This is a genomic window from Streptomyces pluripotens (assembly GCF_000802245.2).
GTDB classification, from domain to species: domain Bacteria; phylum Actinomycetota; class Actinomycetes; order Streptomycetales; family Streptomycetaceae; genus Streptomyces; species Streptomyces pluripotens.
Window position 1 is genome coordinate 3,675,468 of the sequence record NZ_CP021080.1, and the last position, 15,018, is coordinate 3,690,485.

Sequence of the window (15,018 nt, forward strand, 5' to 3'; positions counted from 1 at the left end):
TGGGGATTCCACCACCTTGATCGGCTACACCACGAGAAGGGACGCCATCTCACGCCATGGCACGGCTGGCTGCGGCGACCAGTTCGTCAGTCGCTGCGATGGCGGCCTCGCGGTGGGCAGCCAGGGTGGTGTGGTCGGTGGCGTCCCGCAGGTTGAACGCGGCCAGGGCGGCCTGACGAGCTGGACCAGCAAGAGATCGTTCAAGGACGGATACCGCGACCAATGGGCCGGTTACAGCCGAGCGGGTGGCACGGGAGACCGTGCGGGCTGCCTCTACGGCTTCCTCGGTTGCACCGTTCAGGCGCAGGACTTCGCGATGCCACATGGCCCGCCGATGGTCGCCTAGGGCGGCCACCAATTCACCCAGAGCCCTGCGCAGCGCCTCTTCCCGCTGGTCAGCACGGGCAGCGCTCTGAGTGATGCGCGCGCTCTTGATCTGAAGCAATCCGGTCAGAGTTCCCCCAAGCAGTGTGCCGACCACGGCAATAATGCTGGCCCACATCGAGAAGTCCTCCTTGGACAGCAGTAATGAAGTGGGCTGAATTCAGCCGCTCCCGTTCAACTCCGTGTTCAACAAGTGCCGTTCCATAGCCACCCCTCCGAGATCCTGCAGTACAGCAGCGAAGTGCAGCAACCGCAACGACCGTCGTGCCCGTAGTTCGCATCGAGGAGCGCTGCGTGTCCACCTGTGTGACCCGACGGACAGCTGCGGACATGCGCGGACGCCTGCGGACCGTCCCAGCAGGTGAGCGGCACAGCAGCCCAAGGGCGAGTGCCTACTCAAGTTGCTTCGGGACGAAGAGGTTCCGCCACCAAGAAGCTGTGGGAGGGTTACAGTGCGCTGACACGGCTGGAGCCCCGAGGCCAACGGGACCGTTCACTTCCCGTCCTCATCACCGCCGTGCCCTCAACGGGACATCGATCCGGCCCACCGCGCCAGAGGCCAGCGCTCGCCGCTGACAACGCCCTGGCGTCAGCCAGCGTCACCCGGGAAGCTGTGCCAAATGCGTGCCAGATCGTGCGGGGAACCACGGGGAACAGCGGGGGTTGGCCCCGGTGCTGCCAGTACTCCAACACCGTCCGCCGCAGGTCGGCGCAGCATCCAAACCTCCCAAACCCATGGGCAATCGCTGCCGATAGCCTGGGCCCGTGTCGAGAACTCAGGAGGCAGAGGGAGCCCTTCAGCTGAAGTGGGAACTGGTGGGCCACGGTTGGGCACGATGCCACCTAGCTGATGGCTCTCAGGCGGCATCGGTGATCGCCAGTTACTGCACTGACGCGTTGGCAGACCTCGTAGCAGGCACGGGCGAGCTCTTTGGGCAGCGGCGTTCAGCCCGATTCTTCTTCGACGCCGAGCCCCAAGAGCTTCGCTGGGTGCTCCGCGAAACGAATGACGTGATCAACGTGACCATCTATGAGTTCCCCGACATCGCGGTCAGCCCCGACCTTCCGGACTCCGACGGCACGGTGATGTGGCAGTCGGCCCATCCGCGTCCCACGTTCGCTCACGCTGTTTTGACTGCGGCCCACACTGTGCTCAAGGAGCACGACGAGGCCGGCTATCTCGCCAAGTGGGCAATGCATCCCTACCCCGTCGCACTGGTCCAAGACCTCCGCCGGCTGCACGTGCGCGATGACGACTGCGACCTGCCCCACGACCTGTCGTGCCCGTAGGGGCGCGCGTAGCCGTCTCAGTTTCCGTCTCATTCAGCACCGTTCACGGCCGTTCAAGCGAGACCGAAGCCGGTAGCCGCTCCCACGGCCGAACGCCCATGAACGCAGGTGAACGCCCCCATCCGAGGCCCCCGGGACCACCCCCACAGTTGGAAAGCGTGTGGAGAGCAACGTGCAAGCGCCCCAACTCGCTTGACATGGTTGAACCGTCGTGAGGTGATCCACCCACGGTGATCCTTTGGGGAGAAGTCTTGTGTCGTGCATGGCCGTGACGCTTGCTGGCGCTGATTCACCGAGTCAACATCTCCAGCTGGCCGCCTTCACGGCGATGGCAGCGGTCGTCTTCATATGGCTGGGACGGAGGCAACGCCGCACCGGGCGCAGCCTGGTCGCTCCGAACGAGACGGTGAGAGCGGGCGATCGGCTGATCCAACCGCCGCCGCGTAGCCGCGGCTACCGAACCGCGGGGTGCGTATGGATCGGCGTCGGAGGCATCTTCGTCTTGCCGGCGGTGTTCAACATCGTGGCCGCAATCCACGAAATCATGCGCTAAGAGTCCAGGTGGCCCGACCCATTGCGCTGGGATGCCAGCGCACCACAACCGCACCAGATCGAGCGGGGAACAGCGGGGAACCACGGTGAGAAGCCGTATCTCAACCGAACGTGATCCCTTGATTTCTGCTGGTCAGGCATGGTTTTGCTCGGGTTGAGGGAGGGATCGCGACGTCTTGTGTCGGCTTCATGGTCGAGGGGTGCGCGGTGGCGTCGGTGCTGGGAATGCTGGAGGAGCGAGAGGCGGCTGTCCGCGTGCGGGTGGAGGGGTTGCGGGAGGAAGTTGCGCGGTTGGCTGAGGTGCTGGAGGCCGCGGAGATCGAGCTGGACCGGCGGGTGATCGCATGGGAGGAACTACTCGAGGCCCTGGCCGTCTCTGCGGCCGAGTCCACTGCCGTGACCACGGCTGAGGCGGAGGAGGAAGCGGCGCCGTCGCTTGCGCCGGTGCGGGGCTCGACCGTGCCGCCCTGGCAGGAAGGTTTGCCGGTGACGGTTCTGGCGCTGGACTATCAGCAGATTCTGGGCGTGCTGGAACGGCAACGATCCACGGGTCGCGGGCCGCTTCAAGCCAACGAGACACGCTAGCGGCTCCAGAACGACCAAGCACTCGCAGCGTAGAAGAAGAGTGTCCAGGACCGCACCACGGGGAAACTTCAGGTCTGCCAACCGGGCGAACCGCAAACAGCGTCGCTCCACAGGCGTTCGACTCATCTCGCCACTGAGAACGCATAAACCCCGGGATTACTGCACTGGGCCAGACGGAGTAACGCAACAGAGCAATGGCCCTGAGCTCAGTAGAGAATGGAGGTGTGAACGGCACAGATGAGGGGGCAACGGGTTCTCGAAGAATGAGTTTTGAGAGTGTGCACAAGTGGTCCGCCACTCTAGCTGCCGTTGTTGCGCTCGCTTTCTCGATTTACAATTTCGCCGAACTTCAAAAGAAGCCAAAAATCGATGTGACACTTCCTCATCTGTTGCGCACCGGACCGGTAGACAACGGAGTCGTTTTCCAGATTCAGCCGACGGTGTCCACCAGGTTCAAGACTCAGGATGTCGAGGTAATTCGCGATGCGCATCTGCAGCTGACTCCGGTCGGCTCGATTTCATCTCTAAAGAAGCCGATCTTCTACTGGCATGAAACCGGAACGTACGTATACGATTTCTCCTCAGATGAGGTCAATTATCGCTGGACCAGCGACCCTGCACCGTTTGTTGTCAGTCAGGACAAACCTCAGCAGCCCACACTCGCATTCTGGGCGGACAATTGGACCTTTCAACCGGGTCAGTACGAGGGATCGCTTCGGTTGAGTCGATCGGAGAACCATAGTCCTTTGATTGAGAATTTCTGCTTGATCATTTCAAAGGGTGCCGCTAATGAAATTCGCGGTGCAGCGCAACGGCGGATCTTCTTTTTCCGCGATGATCTACCCAAGTTCCACTCCTCTGGTAAATCTCCCCAGTGTTATCGTAGGGAAACGGATTGAGGGCTCTTTCCGGTCAGTGGCCCTCCGGGCCGTTAGTTGCAGTAGGAGTTCGGTCCGGTTGGCCCATGACGGCCGCGGTGCTTCGGGGTGTGGGTCGCCGTGGTCTCGATGAGTCGCTGCGTCCGCCGACGTTGTCGTCACGTGCGGAAGTAAGGAACCGGCCTCGCCAGGGCTTCGGCGATCTGCCAGGCCAACTCCTCGACGACCCGGAGAATAACTCGTTGGGGCCCTCGCATTGCCACGGTGACGAGAGGGCCTGATGGGCCATATGCGGCTCGTCGGAGCAGGCGGGGCGGGTTCGGTCGTACTGCTTGCTTTTGGCGAGGTCAGGAGGGCCGCAGTGAACACGTTCGGCCGCGTCTCTCGGGTTCAGCCGCACGGCCAGCCGCCCTCACCCGCGAGCCCGCCCCCCTGACCCGGGCGTTCCGCTGCAGGACGGCACAGCAACTGCCGCCAGAGGCCCGAGCTTCCCAGGCTGATGGCGTCAGGGGGAGGCGCCTGGAGCATGGCGGGGAACCGTCGTGGGTGGTTCGGGTGTTTTGGCTTCAAGGCGGGTGGTGTTTCTACTCTGGTGTTCTTTCGGAGCCATGTAGGTCGGGGGGATCAAGTGGGTGCTGAGATCGTGCAGTTGGTCGGGCAGGCGGGCCCGGCGGTGACAGCCGCGGTGGGCGCGTACGGGGCGGCCGTGCTGACCCGGGCGCAGGATGCTGCTGCCGAGGCGACGGTCGGTCTGGGGCAGCGGATCCTGCAACTGCTCTGGCGGCGCGGGGACGAGGCGGGCCGGACGGAGTTGGAGCGGGTGGTGGGTGAGGCTGTCGACGAGCGGGACGATGTCTACTCCGCGGCTGTGCTGGGCCGGTTGCTGAGGCGTGCGTTGCAGGAGGATCCCGTGCTGCGGGAGGAACTGTCGGCCCTGTTGCCTGCCCCGGCCGCAGGCGCGGTCAGCGTCACGGCTTCTGGCGAGCGGTCGATCGCCGCGCAGCAGATCGGGACCGCTATCTCTGGTGACGGTCACACCCTGCCGCGGTCGTGAGCACGGACGGGGCCGCGGCCGGGCCGCGGATCGAGGCGAGGGGGGATCGCTCGATCGCCGCCCAGCACATCGGCAACGCCTTCACGGGTGATGTTGTGCTGCCGGCTGAGGTGTTGCAGGCGGCGGAGACCGTCGCTGCGGCGCCGGGTACGTCGAACCTGCCGCCGTCGCCCCTGTGCCTGGGGCGTCAGGACGAACTGGCTTGGCTGCGGCGCGCCCTGGCCGGTCAGTGTGAGGGGGCGATCACGCAGAGCGGGACCGTGCACGGGCTGGGTGGGATCGGCAAGAGCACGCTCGCCCTGCACTACGCCCACTGTCACCGTGGCGACTACACGCTGATCTGGTGGATCAACGCCGCTTCTCCCGACGAGATCGAGTCATCCCTGGCCGGCCTGACCCAGACTCTGGTTCCCGGCTGGGCCGCAACGGCCGGGCGCGGAGCGCAGGTGGCGTGGGCGCGGCAGTGGCTGGCCTGGCATCCGGGCTGGCTGCTCATCTACGACAACGTCGAGGACCCCGACGACATCGGCCCCTATACCGGGGCACTGCACCAGGGGCACCACCTGGCCACCAGCCGCCGCGCCCTCGGCTGGCCCGACACCGCCCCCACCCTGGCCCTGGGCACCCTCCGCCCGGACGACGCCACCACCCTGTTGTGCCGTCTCGTCTTCAAGGACGCCACCCCCACTGCGCGTCAGCGGGCCGCTGCCGATGCGCTGGCCGCTGACCTGGGACACCTTCCGCTGGCGATCAAGCAGGCCGGCGCCTACCTCGCCCAGAACCGTGGCATCAGCCTCGACGCCTATCGCCGGCGTCTGGGCAGCAAACTCGACAGGACCGCCCACGGCCTGGACGCCGAACGCACCCTCGCCCGCGTCTGGAACGTCACCCTCCACGTCCTGGAGCAAGCCGATCCGCTGGCCGTCCAGGTGCTGCACACCGCCGCCTGGCTCGCCCCCGACGACATCCCCCACACCCTGCTCACCCCGCCCGGCACCGACCCGGACGACATCGCGGAAGCCCTCGGCACCCTGGCCGCCTACAGCATGATCACCACCACCGACACCACCCTCAGCATCCACCGCCTGGTCCAAACCGTCCTCCGCGCGCCCCGAACCAGCGACACCCCGCAGCGACCCCGGCACCTCCGAGGACGCGACAGCGCCGAACAAGCAGTCCTCCACAGCCTCACCCCGCCCCCAGGCCAGGACAGTCCCCCTGACAGCCAGTGGGACACCCTCACCCCGCACCTCGTCACCCTCGCCGCCACAGCTCCACCCGGACACCACAACGCCTCCCTCACCGACGCGTACACCACCACTGCCAACCGCCTCCACCGCCAAGGCCACACCGCCCGCACCATCCCTCTGTACGAGGCCACCCTCGCCCAGTACGAGCAGGTCCTGGGCGAGACCCACCCCTCCACCCTGGCCAGCCGCAACAACCTCGCCCACGCCTACCAAGCAGCGGGGGACCTGGGGCGGGCCATCCCTCTGTACGAGGCCACCCTCGCCCAGTACGAGCAGGTCCTGGGCGAGACCCACCCCTCCACCCTGGCCAGCCGCAACAACCTCGCCGGCGCCTACGAATCGGCGGGGGACCTGGGGCGGGCCATCCCTCTGTACGAGGCCACCCTCGCCCAGCGTAAGCAGGTCCTGGGCGTCATCCACCCGAGCACCTTGTTGAGCCGCAACAACCTCGCCCACGCTTACTACGCGGTGGGGGACCTGGGGCGGGCCATCCCCCTGCTGGAGGTCACCCTCGCCCTTCGTGAGCAGGTCTTGGGCGATGCCCACCCCGATACCTTGTTGAGCCGCAACAATCTCGCCGGTGCCTTCTACGCGGTGGGGGACCTGGGGCGGGCTATCCCTCTGTACGAGGCCACTCTCGCCCAGTGCGAGCAGGTCTTGGGCGATGCCCACCCCGATACCTTGTTGAGCCGCAACAATCTCGCCGGTGCCTTCTACGCGGTGGGGGACCTGGGGCGGGCTATCCCTCTGTACGAGGCCACTCTCGCCCAGTGCGAGCAGGTCTTGGGCGATGCCCACCCCGACACCCTGGCCAGCCGCAACAACCTCGCCCACGCTTACTACGCGGTGGGGGACCTGGGGCGGGCCATCCCCCTGCTGGAGGTCACCCTCGCCCTTCGTGAGCAGGTCCTGGGCGATGCCCACCCCGACACCCTGGCCAGCCGCAACAACCTTGCTGCCGCCCTGCAACCGCAGCAGTCGACTACGACCGACAACCGCCCTGAGGGGCCGAATGGCAGCCTCTTCGGCTCTGGTTGACCGAACTCCACAGAGCTACGGATCAGAAGGTTGCAGGTTCGACTCCTGCCGAGTGCGCGCAGTTCAGAAGCCCCTTGGGATCCGGTGAATTCCCGGGGCCTTCTGACATCGACCGCTGACACGTACAGCTGACGTCAACGCGACCAGAAACGCCCCTCCCCCCCGCGGCGAAGGTCAGCCCGTCCACCATCGCCGCACACCGTGGAGCAGATGCGCCGCCCGACTCTTTTGGTCTTGTGCGGATGCGGGCTTGCACAGGCGCGACGAACCTTGACGTACCGCTGCATGCCGTGGATGCGGAACGCATCCGCGAGACCACTGCCCAGGTATCGAGGTGGAGTGCTTATGAGGGTACTGCTGACTGTTCAGATGGACACCGACAAGGCGAACAAGGCGATCAAGGACCAGAAGCTGGCCGCGATCCTGCAATCGGTCGTGGAACCGCTGAACGCGGAGGCGGTGTACTTCGGGACCAAGGACGGGATGCGCACGGGGTTCATCGTCTTCGAGCTTCAGGAGATGACCCGGATCCCGACCATCGCGGAGCCGCTCTTCCAGGAGCTTGGCGCCAAGATCGAGTTCACCCCGGTGATGAACTTCGACGATGTCCACGCCGGTCTACAGGCATACACCTCCGGCTGAGGCAGCGATGTCCTTGCTTGGGACGCCGATGGCGCTCTGCCCGTCGGCGCCCTGAGCGAACGTCGTCGCGGGTGCCGGCAGACCGACTGAGGGGCATGGGCTGTCCCCGGCATCACCCGTGCAGGCTGTCAGCGCGACGGCGTGGTGCTCGCGGCAGCCGTTTCGAACCACACGGACTTTCCCCGTCCGCTGGGTGAGTTGCCCCATGCGGAGGCCAGGGTCTCCACGATGATCAGGCCTCGGCCGTGCTCGGTGTCGGCATCGCCCGTGCCGGAGACAGTGATGGGAGCGGGCACGGGTGGCCGCGGGTCGGAGTCCCGCACCTCCACCCTGATGTGGTTCGGGGACTCCAACAGCCTCACGTCCACGTCGCTGTCGGCGTGGAGGAGGGCGTTGGTGACGAGTTCGGTCGTCATGAGCTTGACGTCGTAGCACATCTCGTCCCGGCCCCAGCGGCGCAACTGTTCCTCTAGGAAACGGCGCACTTGGCCGACACCCTGCAGGTCGTGTCGCTGGACGAACATGCGGCTGACGCGGCGGAGCGTGTCGGCGGGTGCACCGTGGAAGCGGACGAGAAGCAGGGCGATGTCGTCTTCGTGCTCCTCGGCTTCACCCGCGACGTCCATCAGCCGGTCGGCCAGGTCCTCAAGGCGCTGGCCGTGGGCCTGGGACAGCGCATCGCAGAGCATCCGTGTCCCTGTGCCCGGATCCACGGTCCGGGATTGCACGAGCCCATCCGTGTACAGGGCCAGGACCGACCCTGCCGGGAGCGGAATCTCCGTCTGCCGGTAGACCTCCTCCGTTGCGACGCCCAGGGGGAGGCCCACGGTGACGTCCGGTGCCGCGATCCCACCACCCGGAGTGCTCAGCAGCGGTAGGGGGTGTCCGGCGCACGCCAGTTCGGCGGTACCGACTCGCAGGTCGAGCCACAAGCAGCAGCAGGTGGCGAAGTGGGCCGTACCCAGCTCGGTGAGCAGCCGGTTGGTCCGTCCCAGCAGGTCGGCAGGCCGGTGCCCCTCCGCGGCGTAAGCCCGTACCACGCTCCGGATCTGGCCCATGGTCGTCGCGGCGGCGGGACTGTGGCCCTCCACGTCACCGATCACCAGTCCGACGTTGCCGTCGGCGAGGGTCAGCACGTCGTACCAGTCCCCTCCCACCTCGATGCCCGCTGCTGCAGGCACATAGCGAGCGACCGTGTCCAGTTCTCTCATGTGGGGCAGTGTGTGCGGGAGTAGCTCTTGCTGGAGCCCGCGGACCAGGGCGTGTTCAGCTTCGAACTGCCGCGTTCGCCCGAGGGCCTGGCCGAGCAGGCCGGCCATGGCGACCAGCGCGGCCCGCTCCTCGGAAAGGAAGCGGTGTGGGGCGCTGAACGACAGGACCAGGGTGCCTTCCCGATGGCCGGCACTCGTCAACGGCAGCAACGCGCAGGCTCCCCTGCCGTCGGTCAGTGGTCCGAGTCCTGCTTGCGCCACCTCCTCCGCGGTTTCGAGGAATTCCGGATCGCCCAGGGTGAAAAATCGTACGGTGCCACTGTCCGGGCTCCACGGATCTCTCGTGTCGAAATGGTTGACGCCTTGCGGGTAGCCGGAGTAGCCGAGGATCCGCGGCCGGTCGTTGTCGACGGCGCAGATGGCCATTCTCTGGGCTCCGAACGGTTTCATGATGCGTGCGGCAACGATGTCCACGATGTCGTTGAGGCGCATGGTTGCCGTCAGCGCGAATGCGAGCTTGTAGATCTGGTAGAGGAAGGCGGTACCTGAATATCCTGCCGTCGTTGCGCCGTCGACGGGCCTGTCCCCACCGGGCGTGGAAACGGAATGCGAGGCGGAGTCCGTCACCATGTCCGGGAGGAGGAAGAAAGCGGGTGCGCCGGCGGGCGTCGACTGCAATTGCTCATCGTCCAGGTCTTCCAGTTCGCCGACCAGCTCCTTGGCGCGGCTGGTGATGTATTCCCTTTCCCGGGACGAGATCTCCTTCGGCCCGAGCGGCGGCACCCAGATGACGGTCAGGACACCGTACAGGTGCTGGGCGGCGACCAATGGCGTCGACGCGACTGTGAAGGGAAATGGCATGATGGCGTCGATTCGAGCGGGGCCGGCAAGAACGTCCGGGAAAGAGGCGACGGATTGCTTCCGCGTGCGATATGCGATGGCCGCCGTGTACCTGGTGTCATGGATCGATATGCGCTCGATGGTTGTGAACATCGACACGGGGTGCCCCACGGCCACGACGGCTGCCAGAGTCTCTCCATCGTCTGCCGGTACATATGCTATTCCGGTACTCGCGTCCAGATCCTTCACGGCCAACTGCAGTACGGCGGAGAGCACCCTGTCCCGCTTGCTGATGTTCGGCACGCCAGGGGAGTCGGCGGTCCGCTCGCCCCCGTGGTCGGCGTGGCCTGGGGTCGGGGTCCTCGGACGGCCCCTCTCGCGGGTCCTGGACGCAGACGCCTCTTTCATATCGTCCATACTCTCCCCTTTTGGGGTAGCATGCGAGGATTTGCTGTGGCCGGTCACCCGTGACCGGCCATCCTGCGTCGTCGCACTCGGTCCCGGCCGGATCCGTCGCGTCCACTGGGGTGAGAACCTCCACCCCGAAGCCGCGGTGGGGTGCGTCGGGCGGCCTCGGATGCACTCCTGGAGCATCATGATTCATTGCGAAGAATGATATTTCAGACATCGTGTGGACGGGTGAGGGGCAAGGCATACATGTTCGTGGCCGACGGTGTCAGCGGTTCCACGGCTGACGCGCTGATGTATTTCTGGTTCTTCCTGGTCGCCCTGTCCACCGCCTATGTCGCGTACGACGCGTTCACCAAGAATCCCGAACTCACCGTGATGAAGTGGGGCTGGGTGCTGGTGACCGCCTACATCGGCCCCATCGGCGCCGCGCTCTACGTGCTCTCGTGCAAGGAACCCAGGCCGGGCACCCACGAACGGTTTGTGACACCACTGTGGAAACAGGCTTTCGGGTCCACCATCCACTGTGTGGCCGGTGATGCCACCGGCATCGTGATCGCGGCAGTGGCCGCCTCGCTGATCGGTCTTCCGCCCTGGGGTGACAGCCTGGTCGAGTACCTCGTGGGTTTCGGTTTCGGGCTGCTCATCTTCCAGGCGTTGTTCATGCGTGACATGCTCGGCGGCAGCTATCTCCGGGCCGTGCGTTCCACCGTGCTCGCAGAGTGGCTGTCGATGAACTGCGTGATGGGCGCCATGGTGGCTGTGCTCGTGATCATCCGGAGCCATGTGCCGCGCACCGCCGACGTCGCCGATGTCAGCTTCTGGGCCACCTTCTCCCTCGCCGTCCTGGCCGGCCTCGCCTTCAGCTATCCCGTCAACGTCTGGCTGGTGGCCAACCACTTGAAGCACGGGATGGGGACGGTGCGGGTGCTGGGAAAGGGCGGCGACGCGGTCCACGGGGTCATGGCCACGAACGCCTCCGCCGGCAGCGGACCGACCGCGTCGCGGACCGGGGCGGCCACAGAGCAGAAGGCCGCCATGTCCACGACCGCCTCCGCCGGCAGCCCCATGGCCATGCCGCAGACCGAGGTGACCGCGGAGCAGAAGGCCGCCATGGCGACACTGACCGTCGTCTTCCTCGCTGCCGGAGTGCTCCTGGCCGCGATCTTCGGACAGCTCGGCTGACGCCGGCAGCGGTATCCCCCCAGGGCCTGGCACCGGGCTGCTGGCCTCCTCGGCGCCGCCCTTGTCGGACCCAGCACTTACCCTCACCAGTGATGGCACAGGTGTGGACGTGTTCGGGACTGCGCTGGTCGCCTGACGGACCCGTGCTGGTGTGGGCCGGTGGGCGGTGCAGTGCGCTGCCCCGGGGCAAGAGGATCGCCTTCGCGGTGCCGGAGGGGAGTGGGCGCAGGTGCGTGGGGGCACGGGGACACGCCTGCCCGGTGGGGGCCGCAGTATCGGGGCGGAGCCCGGGGGCTCGGTGCGGGGAGTGTGCCCGGCTGGACCGGGCACACTCCGTGGCCGCGGACGCACTGGCCGGTGATCCACGGCCGTACCGGGTGTATCTGGCGTGGTTCGGGCCCGGCATGGTCAAGGTCGGGATCACCGCGGTCGAGCGGGCCGACGCCCGGTTGCTGGAACAGGGGGCCGTGTGTTTCAGCCGGCTCGGTACCGGGCCGCTGATGGCCGCCCGGCGTACCGAGGAGTTGCTGCGGGCCGCCCTCCAGGTGCCGGACCGGATTCCGTACGCCGAGAAGCGGGCGGTGCGGTCGGTACTGCCCAAGACGGCGGCGGAGCGTGCCGTCGAGGTGCGGGAGCTGCACGCACGGGCCGTCGCGCTCAAGGGGTGGCCGGAGTCCCTGCGGCCGGAACCGTGCCAAGTCACTGATCTCATGGGGGTGTTCGGTCTCGACGAAGCTCCCCGGCCCTCCGGAGAGGTCGTGGAGCTGGTCCCGGGTGGCGCGGTGAGCGGTGAGCTGGCAGCGGTCGCCGGGCCCGACCTGCACCTGGCGGTGCACGGACGAGGGGGCGTCGTCCTGGACACCCGGCTGATGACCGGCTGGGAACTGGTGCCGTCGGCCGTGGAAGCAGGACTACGTGCCGTCCCCGTACGGGAGTTCAGGAGGATCCCGGACGGGTTGTTCTGAGCCGCGGCAAGACGCCGGACCGCATGCGCGTGCCGTTGGGCGAGGCCGGTGGGGCGGATGCCCGCCGACGTCGGCGCCGCAACCGGTGGCTGAACAGCCTCCACGACCGGTCGCGGACCAGCAGTCCTGGGTGCGCGCGGAACTGCCGCCGCCGTCGCCAGGGTCATCTTCCCGCTGCCGTCTCCGCCGCACCGTCCCACTATCGTCGCGGTAGAGCCTTCCGCGGCCCGGCGCGGTGCCCATGCCCTTCCCAGCGGCTCCCTGAGAGGCACCTGTGTATTTCTCAGGCAAATCACAGACTCGTGAAAGCGGGTTCTCAGGAGGCCTCGACAAGGTGTCCGCCATGACCACGACCTCGCCCCAGGGGCGCACCGAACTGCTGAGGCCGGACGGGAGCCCCGTCCGAGTGCTTGTGGTGGACGACGAGCTGTCGATCACCGAACTGCTGAGCATGGCTCTCCGCTACGAGGGCTGGCAGATCAGAAGCGCGGGAGACGGACAGGGGGCCGTGCAGACGGCCCGGGAGTTCCGTCCCGACGCCGTCGTGCTCGACATGATGCTGCCGGACATGGACGGGCTGACCGTCCTTGGACGGTTGCGTCGCGACCTGCCGGACGTCCCCGTGCTGTTCCTGACCGCCAAGGACGCGGTGGAGGACCGTATCGCCGGGCTCACCGCCGGCGGTGACGACTACGTCACCAAGCCGTTCAGCCTGGAGGAGGTCGTCGCGCGGTTGCGGGGGCTGATCCGGCGGTCCGGGGCCGCCGACCGGCGGTCCGACTCCGTGCTCGTCGTCGGGGACCTGGCCCTCGACGAGGACAGCCACGAGGTGTCCCGGGCGGGTGAGTCCATTCATCTCACCGCCACGGAGTTCGAGCTGCTGCGCTTCCTCATGCGTAACCCGCGCCGGGTGCTCAGCAAGGCACAGATCCTGGACCGGGTGTGGTCGTACGACTTCGGCGGCCAGGCCAACGTGGTTGAGCTGTACATCTCCTATCTGCGGCGGAAGATCGACGCCGGCCGGCAGCCGATGATCCACACCAGGCGTGGGGCCGGTTATCTGATCAAGCCCGCCGTGTCATGAGCGGACGACGGCGGACGCGGGCGCAGAAGCGACGAGCGGGACAGCCGCGCACCCTGCGGGCCCGGCTCGTCGTCGCGTCGGTGCTGCTGATCGCCCTGGTGTGCGCGGTGATCGGCACCGTGACCACGCTCGCGTTGCGGTCGCATCTGCACGATCAGCTGAAGGGGAAGCTCGACGACGCCTCCACGCGAGCGGCCGGCGGCCGTATGAAGAACCCGGGCGGCCCGGCTCCCGGAGCCCTGGCGGACCCCGGCGCCGAGCCCCAGGCCGACACCACCACGCCGGTCGGGAAGCTCACCCACTTCCTCGCCAGCGCCCCCACGCAGCGCGACACGGTGGCCGCAGTGGAGCGGAACGGCACCATCGTCGGCGCCGCCAGGACGGTGCAGCTGAACAGCAGTGACGGCTTCTACCGAAAGATGGGCACAACCGATCTCACCGCTGCGCAGACGCGGGCGCTCACCAAGGTGCCGAAGGACGACAAGCCGCACACCGTGACGCTTCCCGAGCTCGGGAGCTACCTCGTCCAGCACAAGGTGAGTCGCGACGGCAGGGACGCCTACTTCGTGGGCCTGCCCACCAAGGACGTCGACGACAACATCGACACCCTCATCCTCGTCGAGGTCTGTGTCACCGCTGCCGGACTCCTCGCTGCCTCCCTCGCCGGTACCGTCATCGTCGGCGTCGCCACCCGCCCCCTCCGCAGGGTCGCCGCCACCGCCACCCGTGTCTCCGAACTCCCCCTGCACACCGGCGAGGTGAACCTCAGTGAGCGGGTCCCGGAGACGGAGTGCGACCCGCACACCGAGGTCGGTCAGGTCGGCGCCGCGCTCAACCGCATGCTCGACCACGTTCACGGTGCCCTGCACGCCCGCCAACAGAGCGAGACACGCGTACGGCAGTTCGTGGCTGATGCCAGCCATGAGCTGCGCACGCCGCTGGCCTCCATCCGGGGCTACGCGGAGTTGACCAGACGCGGGCGCGAACAGGTCGGTCCCGACACCCGGCACGCCCTCGGGCGGATCGAGTCCGAGGCGGGCCGCATGACGCTGCTCGTGGAGGACCTGCTGCTGCTCGCCCGGCTCGATGCCGGGCGGCCGCTCCAGTTCGCGCAGACCGATCTCGTCCCGCTCGTCGTGGACACCGTGAGCGACGCCCGCGCGGCCGGCATGGACCACAACTGGCGGCTCGACCTGCCCGACGAACCGGCACCTGTGTCGGCGGACGCGGCGCGGCTGCAGCAAGTGCTGGTCAACCTGCTGGGCAACGCCCGCAACCACACGCCACCGGGAACCACCGTCACCGCGCGGGTACAGCGGGGCGGGCCCTGGTGGTGTGTGGAGGTGGAGGACAACGGGCCGGGGATCCCCCCGGACCTGCTTCCGCACGTCTTCGAGCGGTTCGCCCGGGGGGATTCGGCACGTTCCCGGTCCACCGGGTCCACGGGACTCGGCCTCGCCATCGTGCAGGCCGTGGCCGCCGCGCACGGCGGTGCCGTCACCCTGGACAGCGTTCCCGGCCGCACGGTGTTCACCGTGCACCTGCCCGTGCTTGGCCCGGCCGGCTCCCGAACGGCCCCCGAAACCAGCCGGCAACCGGACTCACAGGCACAGCACAGCACCACCACATGGGTGGAACAGGACGCTTGAGAA

13 protein-coding genes are annotated in these 15,018 nt (G+C 67.3%); 11 read left to right on the forward strand and 2 right to left on the reverse strand.

Translation table 11 applies throughout. The annotated features are described in order from the left end of the window. Nucleotides 1-49 precede the first annotated feature (49 nt). Nucleotides 50-502, reverse strand: coding sequence for a hypothetical protein (locus LK06_RS16560; RefSeq protein ID WP_039655199.1), 453 nt, complete (start codon nt 500-502; stop codon nt 50-52). A 779-nt stretch (nt 503-1,281) separates the two neighbouring features. Here LK06_RS16560 and LK06_RS16565 point away from each other — a divergent pair. From LK06_RS16565 to LK06_RS16595, 7 genes are all read left to right on the forward strand, one after another. Next, nucleotides 1,282-1,674 carry a hypothetical protein gene (locus tag LK06_RS16565; protein ID WP_234367420.1) on the forward strand — a complete coding sequence of 131 codons (393 nt, stop codon included), beginning with the start codon at nt 1,282-1,284 and terminating at the stop codon, nt 1,672-1,674. Nucleotides 1,675-1,936: 262 nt separating this feature from the next. Beyond that, on the forward strand, nt 1,937-2,227 hold the full coding sequence (locus LK06_RS16570; protein WP_234367421.1) for a hypothetical protein: 291 nt from the start codon (nt 1,937-1,939) through the stop codon (nt 2,225-2,227). Between the two features lie 206 nt (nt 2,228-2,433). Continuing rightward, nucleotides 2,434-2,811, forward strand: a complete 378-nt coding sequence (locus tag LK06_RS16575) for a hypothetical protein (RefSeq protein WP_234367422.1) — start codon at nt 2,434-2,436, stop codon at nt 2,809-2,811. 224 nt (nt 2,812-3,035) lie between these two features. Continuing rightward, nucleotides 3,036-3,710 carry a hypothetical protein gene (locus LK06_RS16580; protein ID WP_086083366.1) on the forward strand — a complete coding sequence of 225 codons (675 nt, stop codon included), beginning with the start codon at nt 3,036-3,038 and terminating at the stop codon, nt 3,708-3,710. A gap of 607 nt (nt 3,711-4,317) precedes the next feature. Next, a complete protein-coding gene (locus LK06_RS16585) occupies nt 4,318-4,743 on the forward strand; it encodes a hypothetical protein (protein ID WP_043407167.1) in 426 nt (141 codons plus the stop codon). Then, nucleotides 4,740-7,031 carry a tetratricopeptide repeat protein gene (locus LK06_RS16590; protein WP_052319052.1) on the forward strand — a complete coding sequence of 764 codons (2,292 nt, stop codon included), beginning with the start codon at nt 4,740-4,742 and terminating at the stop codon, nt 7,029-7,031. Before LK06_RS16585 ends, LK06_RS16590 begins: the two co-directional genes overlap by 4 nt. A gap of 345 nt (nt 7,032-7,376) precedes the next feature. Continuing rightward, entirely contained in the window at nt 7,377-7,673 is a 297-nt protein-coding gene (locus LK06_RS16595; protein ID WP_039655195.1) for a DUF3303 family protein, read from the forward strand. 128 nt (nt 7,674-7,801) lie between these two features. Here the strand turns inward: LK06_RS16595 and LK06_RS16600 are convergent, their stop codons facing one another. Next, nucleotides 7,802-9,745, reverse strand: coding sequence for an ATP-binding SpoIIE family protein phosphatase (locus tag LK06_RS16600; protein ID WP_159025185.1), 1,944 nt, complete (start codon nt 9,743-9,745; stop codon nt 7,802-7,804). 618 nt (nt 9,746-10,363) lie between these two features. On the opposite strand from LK06_RS16600, the gene LK06_RS16605 reads away from it, so the two are divergent. The 4 genes from LK06_RS16605 (at nt 10,364) to LK06_RS16620 (ending at nt 15,015) form a co-directional block, all read left to right on the forward strand. After that, entirely contained in the window at nt 10,364-11,317 is a 954-nt protein-coding gene (locus LK06_RS16605) for a DUF4396 domain-containing protein (RefSeq protein WP_234367423.1), read from the forward strand. Nucleotides 11,318-11,409: 92 nt separating this feature from the next. Further along, nucleotides 11,410-12,282: a DUF2797 domain-containing protein gene (locus LK06_RS16610; RefSeq protein ID WP_071659305.1), complete on the forward strand. Its 873-nt coding sequence runs from the start codon at nt 11,410-11,412 to the stop codon at nt 12,280-12,282. Nucleotides 12,283-12,625: 343 nt separating this feature from the next. Beyond that, on the forward strand, nt 12,626-13,366 hold the full coding sequence (locus LK06_RS16615) for a response regulator transcription factor (RefSeq protein WP_039655207.1): 741 nt from the start codon (nt 12,626-12,628) through the stop codon (nt 13,364-13,366). Next, nucleotides 13,363-15,015: a sensor histidine kinase gene (locus LK06_RS16620; protein WP_052270144.1), complete on the forward strand. Its 1,653-nt coding sequence runs from the start codon at nt 13,363-13,365 to the stop codon at nt 15,013-15,015. Before LK06_RS16615 ends, LK06_RS16620 begins: the two co-directional genes overlap by 4 nt. Nucleotides 15,016-15,018: the final 3 nt, after the last annotated feature.